Source organism: Kitasatospora saccharophila, from assembly GCF_039529925.1.
Taxonomy (GTDB): Bacteria; Actinomycetota; Actinomycetes; order Streptomycetales; family Streptomycetaceae; genus Kitasatospora; species Kitasatospora saccharophila.
On sequence record NZ_BAAANS010000099.1, the window covers coordinates 1 to 19,190 of the forward strand.

General features: G+C 72.8%; 15 protein-coding genes and 1 tRNA gene. 6 read left to right on the forward strand and 10 right to left on the reverse strand.

Annotation, left to right across the window (positions count from 1 at the left end; all coding sequences use genetic code 11):
* Positions 1 to 324: 324 nt before the first annotated feature.
* Both ABD345_RS37780 and ABD345_RS37785 read right to left on the reverse strand, forming a co-directional pair.
* Positions 325 to 1,257, reverse strand: coding sequence for an NmrA family NAD(P)-binding protein (locus tag ABD345_RS37780; RefSeq protein WP_344559018.1), 933 nt, complete (start codon positions 1,255 to 1,257; stop codon positions 325 to 327).
* Between the two features lie 108 nt (positions 1,258 to 1,365).
* Positions 1,366 to 2,313, reverse strand: coding sequence for an NADP-dependent oxidoreductase (locus ABD345_RS37785; protein WP_344559021.1), 948 nt, complete (start codon positions 2,311 to 2,313; stop codon positions 1,366 to 1,368).
* A gap of 125 nt (positions 2,314 to 2,438) precedes the next feature.
* Here ABD345_RS37785 and ABD345_RS37790 point away from each other — a divergent pair, with 125 nt between their 5' ends.
* The 4 genes from ABD345_RS37790 (at position 2,439) to ABD345_RS37805 (ending at position 4,804) form a co-directional block, all read left to right on the forward strand.
* Positions 2,439 to 3,068, forward strand: coding sequence for a TetR/AcrR family transcriptional regulator (locus ABD345_RS37790; protein ID WP_344559022.1), 630 nt, complete (start codon positions 2,439 to 2,441; stop codon positions 3,066 to 3,068).
* A 262-nt stretch (positions 3,069 to 3,330) separates the two neighbouring features.
* Positions 3,331 to 4,338: a recombinase family protein gene (locus ABD345_RS37795; RefSeq protein WP_344559023.1), complete on the forward strand. Its 1,008-nt coding sequence runs from the start codon at positions 3,331 to 3,333 to the stop codon at positions 4,336 to 4,338.
* 61 nt (positions 4,339 to 4,399) lie between these two features.
* Positions 4,400 to 4,549, forward strand: coding sequence for a hypothetical protein (locus tag ABD345_RS37800; RefSeq protein ID WP_344559024.1), 150 nt, complete (start codon positions 4,400 to 4,402; stop codon positions 4,547 to 4,549).
* Positions 4,550 to 4,564: 15 nt separating this feature from the next.
* The gene (locus ABD345_RS37805; RefSeq protein ID WP_344559025.1) at positions 4,565 to 4,804 is read left to right on the forward strand and encodes a hypothetical protein; all 240 of its coding nucleotides are present in this window, start codon (positions 4,565 to 4,567) and stop codon (positions 4,802 to 4,804) included.
* Positions 4,805 to 5,293: 489 nt separating this feature from the next.
* On the opposite strand, the gene ABD345_RS37810 is transcribed toward ABD345_RS37805, so the two are convergent.
* From ABD345_RS37810 to ABD345_RS37820, 3 genes are all read right to left on the reverse strand, one after another.
* Positions 5,294 to 5,367 (reverse strand) — tRNA-Pro (locus ABD345_RS37810).
* Positions 5,368 to 5,503: 136 nt separating this feature from the next.
* A complete protein-coding gene (locus ABD345_RS37815; protein WP_380274973.1) occupies positions 5,504 to 6,790 on the reverse strand; it encodes an MFS transporter in 1,287 nt (428 codons plus the stop codon).
* Between the two features lie 97 nt (positions 6,791 to 6,887).
* Entirely contained in the window at positions 6,888 to 7,478 is a 591-nt protein-coding gene (locus ABD345_RS37820) for a TetR/AcrR family transcriptional regulator (RefSeq protein ID WP_344559026.1), read from the reverse strand.
* Positions 7,479 to 7,708: 230 nt separating this feature from the next.
* On the opposite strand from ABD345_RS37820, the gene ABD345_RS37825 reads away from it, so the two are divergent.
* Complete coding sequence (locus ABD345_RS37825; RefSeq protein ID WP_344559027.1) at positions 7,709 to 8,428, forward strand: SDR family oxidoreductase; 720 nt, start codon at positions 7,709 to 7,711, stop codon at positions 8,426 to 8,428.
* Between the two features lie 158 nt (positions 8,429 to 8,586).
* On the opposite strand, the gene ABD345_RS37830 is transcribed toward ABD345_RS37825, so the two are convergent.
* A complete protein-coding gene (locus ABD345_RS37830; protein ID WP_344559028.1) occupies positions 8,587 to 9,258 on the reverse strand; it encodes a YbhB/YbcL family Raf kinase inhibitor-like protein in 672 nt (223 codons plus the stop codon).
* Positions 9,259 to 9,410: 152 nt separating this feature from the next.
* On the opposite strand from ABD345_RS37830, the gene ABD345_RS37835 reads away from it, so the two are divergent.
* The gene (locus ABD345_RS37835; RefSeq protein ID WP_344559029.1) at positions 9,411 to 10,292 is read left to right on the forward strand and encodes a helix-turn-helix transcriptional regulator; all 882 of its coding nucleotides are present in this window, start codon (positions 9,411 to 9,413) and stop codon (positions 10,290 to 10,292) included.
* Positions 10,293 to 10,336: 44 nt separating this feature from the next.
* Here the strand turns inward: ABD345_RS37835 and ABD345_RS37840 are convergent, their stop codons facing one another.
* The 4 genes from ABD345_RS37840 to ABD345_RS37855 are packed head-to-tail and all read right to left on the reverse strand — an operon-like array spanning position 10,337 to position 18,960.
* Positions 10,337 to 13,081, reverse strand: a complete 2,745-nt coding sequence (locus ABD345_RS37840) for a pPIWI_RE module domain-containing protein (protein WP_344559030.1) — start codon at positions 13,079 to 13,081, stop codon at positions 10,337 to 10,339.
* Positions 13,078 to 16,602, reverse strand: coding sequence for a pPIWI_RE_Z domain-containing protein (locus tag ABD345_RS37845; RefSeq protein WP_344559033.1), 3,525 nt, complete (start codon positions 16,600 to 16,602; stop codon positions 13,078 to 13,080). The genes ABD345_RS37840 and ABD345_RS37845 overlap by 4 nt, the downstream gene beginning before the upstream one ends.
* Complete coding sequence (locus tag ABD345_RS37850; protein WP_344559035.1) at positions 16,595 to 17,608, reverse strand: pPIWI_RE_Y domain-containing protein; 1,014 nt, start codon at positions 17,606 to 17,608, stop codon at positions 16,595 to 16,597. Before ABD345_RS37850 ends, ABD345_RS37845 begins: the two co-directional genes overlap by 8 nt.
* On the reverse strand, positions 17,605 to 18,960 hold the full coding sequence (locus ABD345_RS37855) for a PD-(D/E)XK nuclease family protein (protein WP_344559036.1): 1,356 nt from the start codon (positions 18,958 to 18,960) through the stop codon (positions 17,605 to 17,607). Before ABD345_RS37855 ends, ABD345_RS37850 begins: the two co-directional genes overlap by 4 nt.
* Positions 18,961 to 19,190: the final 230 nt, after the last annotated feature.

The window sequence follows — 19,190 nt, forward strand, 5'->3', positions numbered from 1 at the left end:
TCGCCCTCGTCCGCCACACCCTCGACGACCAGGGCCGACAGACCCGAAAACACCACGCCCACAAGATCGTTGACATCACGCACACCGTGCCAACGACGGCCGTCACACTTGGTCACCACCGATTACGGGACAGAGCCGTTCAATGGACAGCCCCGGTTCGAGCTGAACATGAACGCCCACCTCAACTTGACCGCCGCCGCGGCGGCCCCGCTGCCCGGCCCACGCAGCGGCGAGCCGGCCACTGTCTGACGAAGACGACGAAGACGAAGACGAGGCGTGTTCACTCAGGTGGTGACCGGCTGCCCGCTGGAGGGCTGCGTCGGTTCAGTTGCGTTCAGTAGTCAGGGGGCTCCAGTCCTGCCGCGCTGCCCACTGTGCGAAGGTCGTCGTGGTCAGGCCGTAGGCGGCGGCGTGGTGGGGGCGTGCGGGGTAGCCGACACGGTCGTTCCAGCGCTCGCCGAACGCTGCGGGTGCACCGTTTCGCTGCGTCATCTCTTCCAAGGAGATGAAGTCGGTGGTGACCTCGCGGCCGATGGCCCGGGAGAGGATGTCGGCCATCTGCGGGTAGGTCAGCGCATCGCCGGCCAGCTCCACCTCGGCCTCGTGGAACCTGTCGGGCTCGGCGACCGCGGCGGCGACAGCGGCACCCAGGTCGTCGGCGCAGATGAGCGCCAGCTCGGTCTGCGGGCTCATGGCGGTGACCAGCTTGCCGTCAGGCAGCTCGGGGGCCATGTACTCCCGGCGGGGCAGGAGCAAGTTCTCCATGTACCAGGCAGGCTTGAAGATGGTCCAGCGCGGCAGCCCTGAGCGCCGGATCGCTTCCTCGGTCGCTTCCTTCTGGTCCCAGTACTCCTTCATCACCGGATCGTTGATCTCGAAGTCCGGGTGCTGGGCACGCCACCTGGTCGCCGACACCGACGTGTGCAGGAGCTGGGTGATGCCGGCGCGCTGGGCCGCGGTGACGATATTGCCGGCCTGGCGGCTCTCGGCGGGGTCGGCCCGGTCGATACTGGCCAGCTGCACCGAGAAGACCGCGTCGTGTCCGGCGCCGGCCGCTTCCAGAGAGGCGACGTCCTCCAGGTCCCCGGTGGCCAGGACGGCGCCCAGGGCGGCCAGGGCCCGGGCGGGAGCCGAGGAGGGGTTGCGCACCAACGCAGTGACGGGGTGTCCCGCGCCCAGGAGCGCGCGGGCGACAGCGCCGCCCTGCATTCCGGTCGCCCCGGTGACCAGCACCTTGGCCTTGTCGTGGGATGTCATGGTGAGCCTGCTTTCGGTTGATCGTGCGTTCTGGGATCTGGATAGGGGAGGGCCGGACCCGACATGGCATCGCCAGGGCGGGCGTGGCCCGGGGTCTGGGGTCTCGTCTCAGAACACGAGCACGGGGCGGCCCCGCACTCCGCCTTCCTCGATGAGCCGGTGTGCTTCGGTGACCTGTTCGAGCGGGTAGGTTCCCGCGACGCGGAGCGTGAGGGTGCCGGATTCGGCCTGGTCGCGCAGCCGCGTCAGCGCGGCTGTGTCGCGGATGCGGTCGTAGACGAAGACGGGGAACCAGCGCACGCCCCGGTCGGTGGCACCGGTGAACCCCTTGAAGGTGGCGATCCCGCCGCCGTCGCGCACCGCTGCGGCCACCGCCTCGCCCACCGACCCGCCGTCGATGACTCCGTCCGCACCGTCGGGGCGCAGCCGGCGGACCGCGTCGGGGAAGTCGTCCCCGCGGGGGAGCACGTGATCGGCGCCCAGGTTCGTGACGAGGTCTCGGTCCTTGTCCGCCGCGTCGGCGATGACCGTCAGCCCGGCTGCCTTGGCCAGCTGCACGGCGTAGCCGCCGATCCCGCCGGCGGCGCCGGTGACCGCCACCGTCGCTCCCGGGGCCAGGGCCAGCGCGTCCAGGCCCATCTGTGCGGTCAGTGCGGCCATCAGCAGGGTCGAGGCGGCCGTCAGGTCGACTCCCTCGGGTGCGCGGACCACCGATTCCGCCGGCACGACCACGTACTGTGCCTGTCCGCCCTGGTCCAGCTTCGGCTCCGTGATCGCGACAGCCTCAGTGCCGAGGGCCAGCTCCGGACGTGTGCCCTGCCCGACCTCGTCGATCGTCCCGGCGATCTCCCACCCCACGACGTACACGTCCGAGGGCGGGTTCATCTCCGGGCTGTACTGGGCGGAGAGCCCGGTGCGGATGTTGACGTCGGCCGGATGGACGGCGGCCGCGGCCACCTTGATCCGTACCTGCCCCGGTCCGGCGTGCGGTTCGGGCAGCTCCAGCACCCGCATGACCTCGCTGCTGCCGAACTCGGTGAAACCTACGGCCTTCACTGCGCCACCTCACTGTCGGAATCAAGCACCCCCCAACCCGAGACGTAGATGTTCCGGGTACTCGGCGACGTTAACAGCCCGGCTATACTCGAAACAAATCGGTCCTAGTTCGCGAGGAGAGCCCCATGCCACAACCCGGCGCACAGCTACGGCGGCCTTCCGGCCTCTCCGGACCGCCCCGCGATCCCGCCCGGGACGCCCGGATCCTGCACGCCGCGACGGAGCTGCTCGCCGAGGGCGGTTACCCGGCCATGACCATGGACAAGGCCGCGGCACGGGCCGGGGTGGGCAAGGCGACCGTGTACCGACGCTGGCCCTCGCGCGCCGAACTCGCCGCGGAAGCCCTCGGCCACGCCGGACTCGCCGACGACGTCATACCGGTCATCATCGGCAGCGGGCATCTGCGCGACGAACTCCTCGCCACCCTGGCCAGCGCCATCGGCGACCAGGACACCTCCCGGGTCGACCTGGTCTCGGCCCTGCTCGACACCGCTCGCCAGGAGCCGGAGCTGTGCAGCCTCATCCGCGTGCGCTACGTCGAGTCCCTGCACCAGGCACTCGCCGGCGTGCTCGACCACGCGGCGCAACGTGGCGACCTGCCCTCCCGACCCGACCAACCACAGGGCGGACACGCGATCGCGGTCTCCGCCGCCATCGCCCTCCTCGTCCACTGGGGAGTCGTCCACGACCGCCCGATCAATGACGAGGACATCGCGCAGATCGTCGACGGCGTTCTCATGCCCCTGCTCCGATAGCCCCGGGGCCGCGCCGTGCCCGTCAGCCAGTGAGCGGTGATGTCGACCGCGACGAGGCGTCATCTGGTTGATCACGCGGGATTCGCTCGACCGACTTGCACCCGCCGCTTCGTCGTCTCGCATAAACAACCCTTTGCCCGAGCAAGACCGAAAACGCTTCGCCGGACCGCCGCCTGGCCCGCTTTCGTTCTCAGAACCCGTTCTCACTCAAAAGTGGCGCGGACCTCCTTCTGAGACTTGCATTGTGCGAAGATCCGGTCTCATGACGGACCCTCAGCAGCCCTCCCCGACCGGCCGGTCGGACGCGGACGACGTCGAAGCGCACGCCTGCCCGAAGTGCGAAGTCCAGCCCGGATCACCGTGCCGCTCGCGCGGCGGCGCCGTCGCCTCCGCCTACCACACCCGCCGCTTCACCCTCGTGCTCCGGCTGAAGAAGGCACTGCGCGTACCCACCCCAGCCGACCGCGGGCCGGGCCGGCCGTGGCGGCCGGGCACCCCACCCCCGGCCCCGGCCGACCCGGACCTGCCGGGCGCGGACATCCGCATCGGCTACGCCCGCTGCTCGACCCTCGGCCAGGAACTCGACTCCCAGCTCGACGCGCTCGCCGGACACGGCATCCCCCGGGACAAGATCTTCAGCGAGAAGATCAGCACCCGCGTACGGGTCCGGCCCCACTTCGAGGAGGCGCTGCGGACCGCGCGGGAGGTCAAGGCCCACGCCCCGCACTGCCGGGTCATCTTCACCGTGTACGAGATGAAGCGCCTCGGCCGTGACGCCGCCGAACTCACCGCGCTCGCCGACCATCTCACCGCCCACGGCCTCATCCTGGAGATGCTCGCCGGACCCCTGCCCGGCCTCTACGACCCCACCGGGCCGGGCAAGTTGCTGTTCGCGTTCTTCGCCGCGATGGCGGAGACCGAGCGAGAGAACATCCGCGAGTCCACCTTGGAAGGGCTCGACACCGCCGCCCGCAAGGGCAAGCACGGGGGCCGGCCCCGGGTCATCACCGACGACATGCTCCACACCGTCCTCCGGCGCCGCGCGGCTGGCGAGTCCGTCGAGCAGATCCAGCCCGACCTGTTCATCCCCACCGGCAAGCGCAAGGGCCACAACCCCTCGGTGGCCAGCATCTACCGGGCCCTCGCCGAGCACGCCAAGCGCGAGGCGTACCCCGAAGCCATCGAGCAGGCCCACGCCGCCCTCGACGCCCTCCGGGCCGACGACATCCCCGGGCCCCGCCCCGTACCGTCTGACCGAGCGGCACTCTGATCACAGAGCGCTACTTGTCACTTCGCGGCAGCTTCGGGAGAACAGGGCCCAGTACGCGGCGTTGAAGGAAGCGAACCTCATCACCCGCAAGGGCGGCGGAAGGAAGGGCTTCGTCTTCCTGACGCTGTCCGGCGATGCACTCGCCCCCAACCAGACCCTCGGCTGGCGCCTGCAGAAGTTCTGGGGTGGGGAAGCGGTCTACCAGCCCTAGGAGAACGACCCGGAGATGATGACCCTGCTGCGGTCGCTCGGCCGCCCGGCCGTCGTCACGACGCTCCTGAACCTGGCCGACGGCCGGCCGCACAGCACCGCACCGTCGCTGGCGCACGTGCTCCTGGGCAGAGCGCTCGGCGAAACCGCCGACGCCACCGTCCACTACATGTCGCCGATCCCACCGGCGCGCATCGAGTCCGTCGCCTTCCCCGGCGACCCGGCCTTCGACCTGCTCGGCCTCCCCGGCACGTAAGCGGATGGAGGAGCGCCTGCCCCAGGTGAAGTGGGCCGCCAACAGGACAGCCCGGCACGGGGTACGGGGGCTGTGCGCAGAGTGGTCGCAGGGGCGGACCGTCACGCAGAGCAACTATCCCGGTCGAAGCGCCCCCGCATCACCGGAGCCGCCCGGCAGTCAGGGGTGACGTCCCACAGACTTCTCTCCTGACGCCACACCGCCATCCGACAGACCGTCAGCAGTGGCCAAGTTTCGCCACGCAAGCGGGATTTCTGCCAAAATGATGACCGGAAATCGCTTGTCGCAATTCCGCACCGACTACCGAGAGTGACGATAGAATCGGGCGAATCGGACCAAGTCAAGGGGGCCACCCCTGGAATCCGGGGGGCCTGGTCCCAAACTGGTCCCAAACAGCATACGAACCGATTTTCACGGTCCCTGACGCCCCGTCATACAAAAGGCCGTTGACCTGGGATTTCTCCCGGCCAACGGCCTTTCCGACTCACGTCGGGACGACAGGATTTGAACCTGCGACCCCTTGACCCCCAGTCAAGTGCGCTACCAAGCTGCGCCACGTCCCGTGGTCGTCTGCCCGGTGGCCCTCGCGGGCTCCTTGGCTTTCTGACCTCGTCCCCGATCTCTCGGCGACGTGGAAAACAATACAGCACGTCGGGGGGTGCTCGCTGCCAGGTTTCGGGGTGCGGCGGGTGGGTGGGGTCAGGGTGTGGGGTGGCGGGCGTCGTAGCGGAGGAAGCCGGGGCGGCGGGCGGCGAGGTAGAGGACGGCGGCGACGCAGGCGAGGCCGCCGGTGAGGATGGAGAGGGTGGGGGTGGTGAGGGTGGCGACGGTGCCGGATTCGAAGTCGCCGAGGCGGGGGCCGCCGGCGACGACGACGATGAAGACGCCTTGGAGCCGGCCTCGCATCTCGTCGGGGGCGGCGACCTGCATCATCGTGTTGCGGAAGATCATCGAGACGGTGTCGGCGCAGCCGGCCGCGGCGAGCAGGAGCAGGCCGAGCGGGAGGTTGCGGACGAGTCCGAAGGCGGCGATGGCCAGGCCCCAGGCGGCGACGGAGGCGAGGACGGCGACGCCGTGGCGGTGGATGCGGCCGATCCAGCCGGAGAAGAGGCCGCCGGCGAGGGCGCCGACGGCGGGGGCGGCGGCGAGCAGGCCGACGGTGCCGGCGTCGCCGCCGTAGAAGGGCAGGACGATCGCGGGGAAGAGGGCGCGCGGCAGGCCGAAGATCATCGCGGCGAGGTCGGCGGCGAAGGAGGTCCGCAGGTTGGGCTGGCCGCGCAGGAAGCGCAGGCCGTCGAGGACGGTGGCGCGCTTGCCGGTGGTGCTCTGCGGGAGCATCGCGGGCAGGCGCCACATCGCGTAGAGGGTGGCGGTGAAGGCGACGGTGTCGACCAGGTAGGCGCTCTGCACCCCGTACGCGGCGATGGCGACGCCGCCGAGCAGCGGGCCGACGGTCTGGCCGAGGTTCATGCCGATGGTGTTGAGGGCGTTGGCGGCGGGCAGCTGCTCGCGCGGGACGAGTCGCGGGATCATCGAGGAGCGGGCGGGCGAGCTGACCGCGAAGAAGCCGCCCTGGAGCGCGACGGCGGCGTAGAGCAGGGGGATGGAGCCCAGGTGGAGCAGGGCCTGGGCGGCGAGCAGGGCGGAGACGGCGGCGAGGCCGGCGGAGCCGATCAGGCCGAGGCGGCGGCGGTCGACGCGGTCGGCGATGGCGCCGCCGTACAGGCCGAAGACGACCAGCGGCACCAGGGAGAAGAGTCCGACCAGGCCGGTGAGGAAGGCGGAGCGGGTGAGGGCGTAGACCTGGATGCCGACCGCGAGGGCGGTCATCTGCTGGCCGATCGAGGAGACCGTCTGTCCGAACCAGAGCCGCCGGTAGTCGGGGCTGCGGCGCAGCGGGGTGAGGTCGGCGAAGGCGCCGCGGGTGAAGCGGCGCAGTCCGGACGCGGCGGGCGGGGACGGTCGGGAGGGCGTTTCGGTTGGCACCCCGCCATGCTCGTTCAGGCGTTCGACGGCCGTGCGGGCGGGGTGGGCTCGGACATCTGGCGCAACAAACGGCCGCGGCCGGGCCGGTGCGGCGGGGTCAGCGCAGCAGGGTGCGGGTGAGGAGTTCGGCGAGCCGGTCGTCGAGCGGGTCGCCGGTGGCGAGCAGCCGGTACCAGAGGAGGCCGAAGGCGAGGTCGACGGCGGCGGTGGGGGTGAGTTGGGGGGCGAGCGCCCCGGCGGCGTGGGCGCGGGCGGTGAGGACGCCGAGCGCTTCGCGGCGGGGGGTGAGCAGGGTGCGGTGGAAGCGCTCGCCGAAGGCGGGGTCGATCTGGGCCTCGGCCATCAGGGCGCGCAGGGCGTCGGTGGTGGGCGGGGTGGCGGCGGCGAAGGTGGCGGCGAGGAAGCCGTGCAGGTCGGCGGCGTGGTCGCCGGTGTCGGGCAGCGGGATGTGCTGCCGGGCGTGCGCGGTGACGGCTTCGAGCAGGACGTCGGCCTTGCCGGGCCACCAGCGGTAGAGGGTCTGCTTGCCGGTGCCGGCCCGGGCGGCGATGCCCTCCACGGTGAGGCGCGCGTACCCGGCCTCGCCGAGCAGTTCGTACGCGGCGGCGAGGATCGCTCGGCGGCTCTCCTCGCTGCGTCGACGCCCTGGACGCACCGGAGTTGACCCATCGTCAGTTTCCTCGGCCATCCCGGCCACCTCCACCACTCCGATCGACCCGTCCGGTCCGTTCGGCTTCCGCGCCGACCCCCGGCCCGATCCTCGATTCGCTTGCCCGTTCACGGGGACCACGCTACCGTAATTCGAGACGAGACGTCGCGGTTCGAAATTGGAGCCGACCGGCTCTCGTCCCACCGAGGAGGCTCCCAACGGCGGAGCACAGCCGGAGCACAGACGGAACACAGGGGAGAGGGCACCACATGAGCGAGCGCACCGCACTGGTCGTCGGCGGCACTTCGGGCGTCGGACTGGCCACCGCCCGCCAACTGCGCGCCCGGGGGGCCGTGGTGCACCTGGCGGGCCGCAGCAAGGAGCGGCTGGAGGCGCTGGCGGCGAGCGACCCGGAGCTGATCGGACACCGGGCGGACGGCGGCGACCGCGAGCAGATCGCCGAAGTCCTCGACACCATCGGCAGGTTGGACTGGCTGGTGGTCTCGCTGAGCGGCGCCGAGGGCGCGGGACCGTTCGCCGAACTCGACCTCACCTCCCTGCGCGGCGCCTTCGAGGCCAAGTTCTGGGGGCAGTTGACGACCGTGCAGGCGGCGCTGCCGCACCTGTCCGAGGACGGGTCGGTCACCCTGGTCACCGCGATCTCGGCGCGCGCGGGCCTGCCGGGCACCGCCGGGCTGGCCGCGGTGAACGGGGCGCTGGAGGCGATGATCCGGCCGCTCGCCCTGGAGTTGGCCCCGCGCCGGATCAACGCGGTCTCCCCCGGACTGGTCGACACCCCGTGGTGGAGCGGCCTGCCGCAGGACGCCCGGGAGGCGTACTTCGCCCAGGCCGCCGCCCAGTTGCCGACCCGCCGGATCGCCTCCGCGGAGGACGTCGCCGAGGCCGTCGTGCTCGCCGCGACCAACCGCAACCTCACCGGCACCGTCCTGGAGACCGACGGCGGCCTGCGCCTCTCCCCGCCCAAGTGACCCGCCCCCGACCGGCCCGGCCGGCCCGGGCGGCCCGGGCGGTCCGGCCGGGCGGTCCGGCCGAGCAGCCCACCCGAGCAGCCCGGTCGGACCGCCCGCGCGCCCGCAGCCAGCCAGCCAGTCAGCCAGCCGCCAAGTAGCCGTCGGGAGGCCGGAGTTCAGCGGGCGGCCAGCACCGTGGTCTGCGCGTAGCCGATGACGTGGCCGCTCATCCCGAAGGCGGTGACGGCCGCGGGGGTGGTGGCGGGCTGCGCCAGGCTCGGTGTGTCCAGGGCGTACACGGTGATCCGGTAGTGGTGCGGACGGTCGCCGACGGGCGGGCACGGGCCCAGGTAGCCCTGCACGCCCGCGTCGTCGGCGCCGGCCACCGCGCCGGCCGGCAGGGTCTTCCCCAGGCCGGTGGCACCGGCGGGGACGCCCCAGACCAGCCAGTGCCAGAAGCCGGAGCCGGTCGGCGCGTCCGGGTCGAACATGGTGACGGCGAAGCTCCGGGTGCCGGCCGGGGCGCCGCGCCACTCCAGGCGCAGCGGCTGGTTGCCGCCGTCGCAGCCGAACGCGTTCGCCCAATTGGCCTGCGGGAAGCTGCCGTTCACCAGGTCGGGGCTGCTGACCGTGAACCGCTTCGCGTCCGCCGGGATCCCGGAGCTGACCGAGACCCGCCCGAACTCCTTGGCCTCGCCGCGCACCTTCGCACTCGAATCGGCGGCCCCCAGCAGGGTCAGTGCGGCGGCGGCGGACAGCAGGACGGCGGCGGTGCGGGACGGCCGCGACCACCCGGCGGCGGCAGTGGCAGCGGCAGTGGTCGTGGTCGTACGGGGTGAACGTGACATGGCGCGGGGCTCCCGGTCGGTCGGCGGATCTTGCTTCGACGCCCCAACCCTCGCCCACCGCAGCGCACTCGGGGAGGCCCTCCGGATGGTGGCATTCGGCGTACCAGCCTCGGCGCTGGACGGATCGCCCGGCGGCCGTCGATGATCGGGGCATGACCGGACGCGTACCACCCCGCCAGGGCGAACTGGCCGCCTTCCTCCGGGCCAAGCGCGCCCGGCTGCAGCCCGAGGACGCCGGGCTGCCGCGCGGGCCGCGCCGCCGCACCCCGGGGCTGCGCCGCCAGGAGGTCGCCCAGCTCGCCGCCGTCAGCGTGGAGTGGTACGTCCGCCTGGAGCAGGGCCGGGTCGGCACCCCGGGCGCCGCCGTCCTGGACGCCCTCGCCGAGGCGCTGCGCCTCACCCCGGACGAGCACCGGCACCTGCACCTGCTCGCCCGCGGCGAGAGCCCCGTACTGCCCGCGCGCGGCCCCCGACGCCCCGAGGTTCCCGCCTCGCTGCGCCAACTCCTGGACGGCATACCGCTGTTCCCCGCCTACCTGACCGACCACCGGCTCGACGTGCTGGCCCACAACGCGGCCGCCCGGGCCCTGTTCGGGCCGGAGTTCGGCTCCGGGACGGCCGACAACACCGCCCGGATGCTCTTCCTCGACCCGGCGACCCGCGCCACCCAGCTCGACTGGCCCCGGGTCGCCCGGGAGACCGTCGGCCAGCTCCGCACCTCCGCCGCCCACCACCCGGACGACCCCCGCCTGGCCACACTCCTCGCCGAACTCCGCACCCACAGCCCGGAGTTCGCCCTCTGGTGGGACGACCACACCGTCCTGGAGCGCACCACCGGCTCCAAGCGCGTCCAGCACCCCGAAGCCGGCCCCCTGCTGCTCCACTACGACATCCTCACCACCGGCCCGCACCGCCTCTTCACCCTCACCCCCGCCGACCCGGCCACCGACCACGCCCTGCGCCGCCTCGTCACCACCCACACCGCCGCCCGCACCGCCACCGACCCCACCGTCCGCCCGATCACCGCGGCCTGAGCGCGGCACCGACGGTGATCGGGCGGACGGCTCACCGGGCGGGCTCACCCCTCACCGGTGGAGGGGGCCGGTGCTCCGGCCGGTTCCAGCTCGGGAGCCAGCGCGATCACGTACTCCTCCACGAGCTTCGCCAGGTGGAGCGGGAGCGGCCGTGACAGCGGGTGGTACTCGTCGTGGAAGCGCAGTTGGTGTACCGCGGCGGCGAGCAGCCTGGGCTGGTCGGGCGTCCGGTCCGCACGGCCCGACTCGGCGAGCTCCCGTTCCGTCGAGCATCCGAGCACGGTGAGCTCGACCGCCTGCGGGTTCCACGCGGAGGCCGCAGGCGCGTGCGGCCAGCCCACGGTCGGCACCAGCTTGCGCAGGTCCTTCCGGACCCCTCCCGCGGTGGGCGGCTTCCCGACCGTACTGGTGAACACCCGCTGATCCGGGCTGGCGTCCTCGGGTGCCCACAGGCCGATGGAGACGCCCGGCACGTCGTCCTCGGACTCGCCGGGGGCGTACCACTGCGGGGTCTCCTCCCGGCTGTTGGCATCGCGCAGGAGCACGACGCGCAGGTCGGGTCCGTACAGGGAGAGCCGCGCGGGCTCCTCCCCTTCGAAGACGAGCCGGTCCCGCACCAGGCGCCCGTTCGCCAGGCCGGGCCAGACGCTCCGCAGGTTGCCGCTGTTGGCGAGGAGCAGGGTCGGCCGGTCCCGGACCTGGTAGAGCAGTGCGCGGATCTGCCGTTCGACGTCCGTTCCGGGCGTCACGGGATCCGAGGAGCCCCGCGACGCCCCGTCGCCCGGACCGGTCTCGGCGTGGGTGGCGGCGGTGGTGAGCAGCAGCCTGCTGTACGGCACCCATTCCTTGGCCGCCTCGTCCCATCCGCGGACCGGATGCTCCTGGTCCCGCGGTCGGATCCGCAGGGCGACGAGCTGCCGGCCCCCGTACCGGGTGTGGCCGGCCGCCTGCTGGTGCACGTGCCACAGGGCCAGGTACTGGAAGTCGTCGGCCAACTCCTCGTCGAGGTTCTGCTCCGGCGGGACGACCGTGCCGAGTTGGCGCATGCCGTCGGCGAGCACGGAGCGGGCGCGGGCGGGCAGGGGGCCGTCGGCGCGTTCCGGCATGACGATGAACTGGCTGACCCGCCCTGCTTTGGCGCAGCCGAGCCGGAGCGCCGGCTTGGGGTCGGTGCCTGGGACTGGGTAGCTGTCGGGATCCATGATCTCGACCAGGGCCAGCCCCGGTCGACCGGTCGCGAGCCCGAGTGCGGCGAGGGTGCGTACGGCACGTTCCCGGGTCGCGGCGGCGATGGCCCGCGCGTCGGTCCGTCGGCCCTCCCTCCGCACCGGCAGGGCACCGGCCAGCGCGCCGATCGGGGTGGCCCGGAGCACGACCCGCAACCCGGGCACGGCCCATTCGTGCGACTCGCCCGGCTCCTCGGGCGGTTCGAGCCCCAGCCATTCGCACAGCGCCCCGCTGAGGGCGTCGCGGGTCTCCTCGGTCTGCCACAGGACGTCGACCGTCAGCGGTTCCCCCTCCAGCACGGCCTGCACCGCCGCGCGCCGGGCCTGGGTCCGGTTCCGGCCACGGTCGGCGAGCTTCACCGGGTCCTTGGTGGACGAGGCCGCAAGAAGCCTCGGCTTGGAACGCCGGTGCACCCGTTCCAGCGCGGTCACCCGGCGCAAGTACGGACGCAGCCCGTCCTCGACCCACTCGTCCAGGAGCGCGCGTTCCATCGGCATGAGACCCGCGCCGACGCCGTGCGGGCCGAACGCGTTGCCGTGCAGGATCCCGGCCGCCACGTCGCCGCGGCCGCCGAGCCATGCCTCCGCCTCGGCGGCCAGTTCGGCGGGCTTCGGGTAGACGTGCTGGATGTCCAGCTCGGGCAGCAGTTCCACCAGGCTCCTGCGGCTCCACCCGAGCGTGCCCAGCCGGCGGTCGTGAACCATCGAGTTGACGGCGAGCCGGTGCCGGGGGCCGGTCAGGTCCGGCCAAGGGAGCGGCGCGTCGAGGAGCACCGTCGCGCCTCGGTCCCAGGACGGGGACACCGGCGATCCGGTCGCCCAGCGGCGCACTCCGTACGAGGCGTTGAGCCGGAAGCCGGTGGCGAACGGCACTGTCTGCACCGTGAGGGTGACCAGCGCCGAGTAGAACCAGGTGCGCTTTCCCCGCTTGTAGCTGCGGGGTGGCCAGCTCACCAACTCCACTCCCTGTTCCCGGGTGACCAGGCGGAACCGCAGTTCCACGCCGTCCATCACCAGCGGGCGGGCGGCCAGCCGGATGCCCGCCTGCTCCGGGAGCAGGTGGTACAGCCGCCGGTCGGGCTCGGCGGTGCCGCCGGGGGACGCGGTCGCGGCCGTGAGGTCGACGGCCTCCTCGGTCCACCGGGGCGTCCGCTCCTCGATCAGGGCGAGTGCCCTGTCGGTCGCGGCACGGTGGCCGGCCGCCCGTACCGGATCGGCGTCCCGGCCCGGCGCGAGGGTCATCACCCAGGACGCCAGCAGCGGGGCCACCAGTTCGGCGGGGAGCTCCTCCGTGGCGTAGAACCAGGCGTTCCCGGCGTCCCGGTCGGCCCCGCGGCCCGTCGCCACCAACCCGGGGGCGGTGGCCCGCAGGAGCGCGTTCAGCCGGCTGATGGGCAACGCCGGGGCGCTGCGCCAGCGCCGCCGGTACAGTTCGAGGAACTCCGTCCGCCATTCCTCCGGGAAGCCGATCACCCGGTACCGCTCGCGCCAGGGACCGTTCGCGGGATCCGGTTCGTAGGCGGTCTGGTGGATCATCCGGTACATGTCCTGCTCCTGTCTCATGCGGTTGCGGCCAGGCAGCGGCCGAGGGACGTCCACAGCGGTCCGTACAGCGCCCGGACGATGCGGCGTTCGGCCGCGGCCTCGGTGCTGTCCGACCGGCAGTAGGGGTCGAGCACGGTGTGGATGCTGTGCAGCAGGCTGGTCTCCGCGGTGTCGGGCCGGCCCCCGGCCGCGCGGTTGGGTGCGAAGGCGGCGTCGACGAAAACGACCCGGGTCGGCACGGCTCCGCGCACCGATCGGCCGATCACCTGCCAGAGGAGCACCAACAGGTCCCAGGTGACCTGCGTCCGGTCCTCCTGGTTCAGGCGGCTCCACGCCATGCTCCGGGCCAGCACCCGGAACCACTCGGACCGCGCCGCGTCACGGAACTTGCGCACGCCGAGGCCGAAGGACGGCTCGCCGCCGACCGTCGCGGCGAACGCGCCGCCGTCGAGGGCGCGGACCACCCAGTCGTTGATGGCGTGGACGGCCAGGCCGAGGTCGTCGGGACGCGGATTGGGCCGGGCCAGGAAGTAGATCGATCCGATCGCCGCCTGTTCGGCCCTCTCGTCCAGGATGTTGTGCCCGCGTTCCACCGCCAGCAGCGGGGCGACCAGGATCTCGGCGGCGGTGGCTGACAGGGTCTCCACGTCACCGCGCCGCAGTACCGGGGCGCGGTGCTCCTCCCCCGACCAGGAACCGGCTTCCGCGTCGTCGTCGGCCACCAGCCGGACGACCTTGCCCCGCCAGCGCTCGTTGAGGGTGTGCAGGGTGTCGGCCACCAACGCGGCCTCCTCGTAACTGCCCACGAGCAGCAGGACGTGCTTGCGGTTGTCCGGCAGCCTGGCGAGTTCGCGCTGCAGTCGGCTGTCCCCGTGCTCATTGCGGCCGAGCGCGACAGCCATCCGGCGGAGCACCCCGTCGCGCTGGTCCACCCGCGCTCCGGACAGGCGCAGAGCCTCGCCGTGTCCCCCGCAGAAGCAGTGGCCCCCACACTCGCAGCCGTCCCGGACGAACTCGAAACGCATCACGCTCTGTTCGGCGATCCGGTCCAGTTCGGCCGGATCCGGTTCGATCAGCACGCCGATCGGCACCCGCACGTGGTAGCGGCTGGACCGGTCCGCCCAGCTGCTCCCGGACATCAGCAGGACGTTGCTGCCAGGCCGGCCGTCGACGACCGGCATCGACGGCATGGCCCGCAGCAGTTCCCGGCCCACGCCGCTGCAGCGGAAGAAGCGCAGTTCACCGGTGTGCACCCCGCCTCGGTCGGGGCCGTCCAGCAGGAACTGGAAGCCGATCACGTTGCCCATCGGGGCCTCGGGCACCATCGGCCCGTAGTCGAGCGGGCGGCGGTACATCTCGTTGAAGCCGAGGTTGAGCGCCGAGGCGACCCGCGGCCACATCGCGTTGATCAGGGCGAGCCTGGGTTCGAGGACGCTGAGCAGGAGGGTGAACTCGAACCGGTCCAGCAGCATCTCCAACCAGTCCTGCGGGTCGTCCGGCAGCGGCGGGCGCCGGTACTTCGACCGGGTCTCCGGCCGTTCCCCCGGCTCTCCGGCCGGCTGCCGCCGGGAACCGCCGAGCAGGTCGCGCAGGCGCTGGTAGCGCCCGCGGCTCTCCCCGTCCCCGCCGAGCAGCGGGTCGAGGCCGAAGCGTGCTCGCACCAGCACCTCCAGGCGGGCGCGGGTGTGCTGGCGGCGGTTGGTGTGCAGGAGTTCGCCGGCCATGCCGATGAGTTCGAGCACGTCGGCGTCGGGCAGGCGCCGGTCGCCGAACGGGTTGTCCCGGAAGTCGTCCAGCAGCTTGGTCAGTCGCCGCCGGGCCTCCTGCTCCTCCTGGAGTTCGGTGTCGGTCTCCTCGTCCGGGATGCCGCCGTCCTCCAGGAGGGGGTAGCGCTCCTCCAGCAGTCTCAGCTGCAGGGTCCAGGCGCTGAAGTAGCCGGTCCGCACCCAGCTCCGCAGGTCGTAGTCGCGTACCAGCATCGCGACCAGGCGGTCGGCGGCGGCCTGGGTGGTGTTCACGGCCGCCGACCAGTTCTCCACGTCGCGGTCGGACAGTTGGGCCCGGCCCGCGCTGGCGAGCTCCCTGATCCGGTGCTGGTTGACCTCGTCCAGGAAGGAACGGGTGTCCGGTCCGCCGCCGAGCAGCGGAATGGCCGGGGCGAACATCCGGTCCAGCTGCATCTGGACCCGGTCCGCCTCGTCGATGATCACCAGGTCACTGCGCCGGCAGGCCAGTTCCAGGTACCTGATCCGTTCGGCGTTCTGCGCCCGGGGAACCTGCGAGTCCACCAGGCTGGCCGGTGTGGCCACCCAGATCGGCGCGTCCACCAGGGACCGGGGCCCGTGGTGGCGCGGGCATCCCGCCCAGAACGGGCACACCTTGCGGTACTTGCCCCACGGCTGTTCGGGATCCGCCCGCAACTTGGGCGGTTGCAGCCGCGTGCAGGGCGCCTCCCCGAACCCGAGCAGGTCGTCGGCCGGGTGGCCGTCGTCGGCGCGCAGCGCGTTCAGCGCGCACGAGGTGCTCAGGTAGCGGAAAGCGGGGTCGAGGTGGGCGAGCGGATTCGGCGTCCCCCGGCCGATCAGACGGCGGTGCAGGCGTTCGGCGTGCTGCTCGCGACCCTGTGCCCCGAGGACGGGAGCCGCGCTGCCCTCCCCCGCGTAGGTGTTGTAGAGCTCGACGAGTTTCAGCTCCTCCGCGACGTCCCCCACCACCACCGTGACCCGGAGCCCGCGCCGGGCGAGGTGCACCGCGATGATGTCCCGCAGGGTGCTCTTGCCCGCACCCACGATCCCGAGCAGGTGCTGGATGCCCGCGACTTCGAACCGGTCGGCGGGCTCGAAGCCCTCCGTCCCCCGGGTGGACAGGCGGATGCCCTCCAAGCGCTGCTCCCAGCGGGCGAACCGTCTGGCGTCCATGGCCGCGGCGGTGGCCCGCAGCGCGGACCACCTGATGGTCACCGGTTCGCCACGGCCGGCGGCCGGTTCGGACAGGTCGTGCCCGCGGACGGCGCTCCGCTCGTACGGCGGGAGCGGCACGGTGGCGAGGTGGCGGCCGACCGGGAAGGCGTACCGGCCGGCCCCGGCGGGCGGCACGGGCTCCCCGCTGAACGGCGGGGCCTGCTCCAGCAGCCGTTCGTACTCCCGCCACCGGTCCTGCGCGACGGGCGGCCCCGGCCGACGGACTGCGGGCTGCTGCGGGTCCGGCACGTCGTACGCCCTGAACCGGCGGTCGTAGCGCTGGTACTCCTCCAGGGCGTCCTGCCAGGCGCGGCGGCGCCCCCAGGTCCAGAGCGCGAAGCGGGCCGTGCGGCGGACCCACTCCTGCCGTTCGGTGATCGTCCCCCGGGCGAGGGCGAAAGGGTAGCCGCTGAACAGCGCCCACGCCTCGTCGGCCGGGGTGTCCGGGGCGAGCCGTTCCTGCAGCAGCAGTCCGACTTCGATCTCGCAGAACTCCACGGCCTTCCGGTACGGCAGGTTCCCGTGCACCTCACGGATCTCCTTGACGGTCTCCCGCACGACTTTGGCGGTGCTACGCACTGGTCCTCCTCGGTCGGCCGTTCGCCGACGCCGTGTAGTCGGTGACGGAGTGGAGCACGATGTCGGCCCCGAGCGGGAGCGCCGCCCGGAACCGCTGCCGGTAGCCCGGGCGGTCGGCCAGGTGGTCGGGCAGTACCACGTCGGAGGGACGGTCGTTCCCGGCGAGCTCGGCCGCCCGCCGTGCGGCGAGCGCCGGCTGTTCCCGGTCGAGGACCAGCAGGCGCCTGGCCGTACGCGCCCTGCGGCCGCCCGGGGTCGGGCCCAGCCGCCGGCGGAGCTCCGCCTCGGTCCGGCCCGGCAGCGCCGTGAAGAGGCGGAGGCCCAGCGGCAGCGCGACGGCCCGAGCGGGCTGCTCGGAGCGCTCCGGTTCCGGCACCGGGCAGCGGCCCTCGCACCAGGTGCCTGCTCCGGGAAGGGCTTTGGCCAGCAATCCGCACCGGAGGCAGCAGGACACCGAGCGGTCCACCACCATCCGTTCGGGCACGGGGGCGTACAGGTCCTTGACCAGTTTCCAGGTCGCCGCGTTGGTCGGGCGCAGCAGTTCCACGGGATCGGGACGGAGCATGACCGGTCGGCTGATCAGGAAGTCGCGGCAGGCGTCGAAGCGCTCGGGCGTGCCGCAGGTGTCGGCAAGGTTCGCCATCAGCGCTTCCGCGCTCCGTTCGAGCTCGCCGTGCGGTCCGATCGAGGCCAGTTCGGCACACGTACGGGTGGGTTCCGCCACTTCGGGGTCGATCAGGGCGGCGTCCTCGGACAGCAGTCCCGGTGGCAGAGCCAGTGGCCACCTCAGGTCGGTCAGCGGGGTCCCGCACCAGGCCAGCAGGCCCGCCACACCCCCGGGCACCGGGGTCCCCGCGCGAAGTGCCTTCAACACCAGCCGGTCGAGGGCCAGTTGCAGGCCCGGCGGGTAGGGCAGGCGGAACGCGGAGGGGCGGATCCGCTCGCTCAGGTCGACGATGCCGCGGGCGACGGCGGTCAGCAGGTCCAGGTCCGGGTCCGGGGTCACGGCGCCTCCTGGGTCGAGGGCTGCGGCCGGGTGGCCGAGCACCAGCGCGCCACCTCGCACCGGGCGCACTCCGGCCCGGGGGCCGCTTCGAAGAGACGCTCGCGGTGCCAACCGGTGATCCAGTCCCGCAGGACGGCGGCCGCCTCGGCCCGCGTGTGCGCGGATCGGGGGTCGATGATCCGCAGGTCCGGCCCCTCGGGGCGGAGCACCTCGAGCTCGATCCGATCGGCCCGTACTCCGCCGGCCGCGACGACCCGGACGGCCAGGGCGAGTTGTGGGTAGGTCGCCAGCGGCTTCCGGACCGGCGGACCGCCGCCGGACGTCTTGGTCTCCCTCCACACCCAGGAACCCCCGTCGCGGTACAGCAGGTCGGGTTCGGTGAGCACCAGCAGATCCGCTTCCGGGTCGTCGAACACCAGCAGCGGTTCCGGCTCCGGGTCGTGCCGGTCCGCGAGCCGGAACGGGCACACCTCGGCATGGTGGCTCAGCAGCCGGGCTCCCAACTCCCGTTCGACAGGGGGCAGGTCGTAGCCGTCCGGCACCCAGTCGACAGGCACCTCTGCACCGCACGGCCGTGGCGCGGGACCGCTGTGCCGGGCCGCCAGGTACGCGTGGACCGCCCGCCCCCGCTCGGCCGCGGCGGAGCGCTCGACGGAGTCGTCGACCGGCAGGCGGAGGCTGCGGAGGTAGCCGCGGGCCGGGCAGCCCCGGTGGCTGCGGGCCGTGGTCGGCGACCAGCTGCGACGCGGCTGTCCGCGGTCCGTGATCCCGAGCAGGCCCGGGCCCCTCGGCAGTTCGGGGCAGAGCGGGGCGATCGCGCAGGACGCGCAGGCCGATCCGGGCCGGTACTCGGGCTGGTCCAGCAGCGCCCGGACGGCCGGCGCGCCGTTGTCCCGGTAGTACGCGACCGCATCGGCGCGCGTACCGTCGAAGAGCACCTCCGTACGTCCGTCGGTCAGCGCGAACTGCACCACCCGCACGTGTTCGACCCGCACGTCGGGGTCGCCCTCGGCCGCGACCAGCGCGGCGATCGCACGCTCCACCGGCGTCCTCGGGCGCAGGCGGTTCACGGGGAGCCGCAACTCCCGGAACCGGCCGTCCGCCGACTTGAAGTACCGCCCCCATGCCTTGATGCGGAAGCCTGCGGCGTCGCGCCCCCCGTCCGCCGGCCGGTAGCGGTAGTCCCAGGCGGCAGCCGGGAGCAACTCCGTGGCACCGGCGGGAAAGGCCGCCTCGTACATCGCCAGCGCGTGCCCGGTCCACCGTCGGACGCCGTCGTGCACCCGCCGGGCGGGCTGCCAGGCCGACCGGTCCTCGCCACGGGAGAGCTCCATCCGGTCAAGTTCGTTCATGAACGGACCATTTGTGAACTCTTCGAGGGTTTCCCGTTTCCTGACGCCCCGCCGGGCCGGAAACAGGCCCCTCGCCTTGAGCGAATCGGACGCCGGGCACCGGTAGCGCTCCGGGCCGAACATACCCAGCCTGAGACCGTGTTTGAGATCTCATAGATTGGTGGGTGAAAGTGGTCGCGGGCCTTGTCGGGTGGCTGCGTGGCCGCGGGTGAGTCGGCGGGCCATGATGC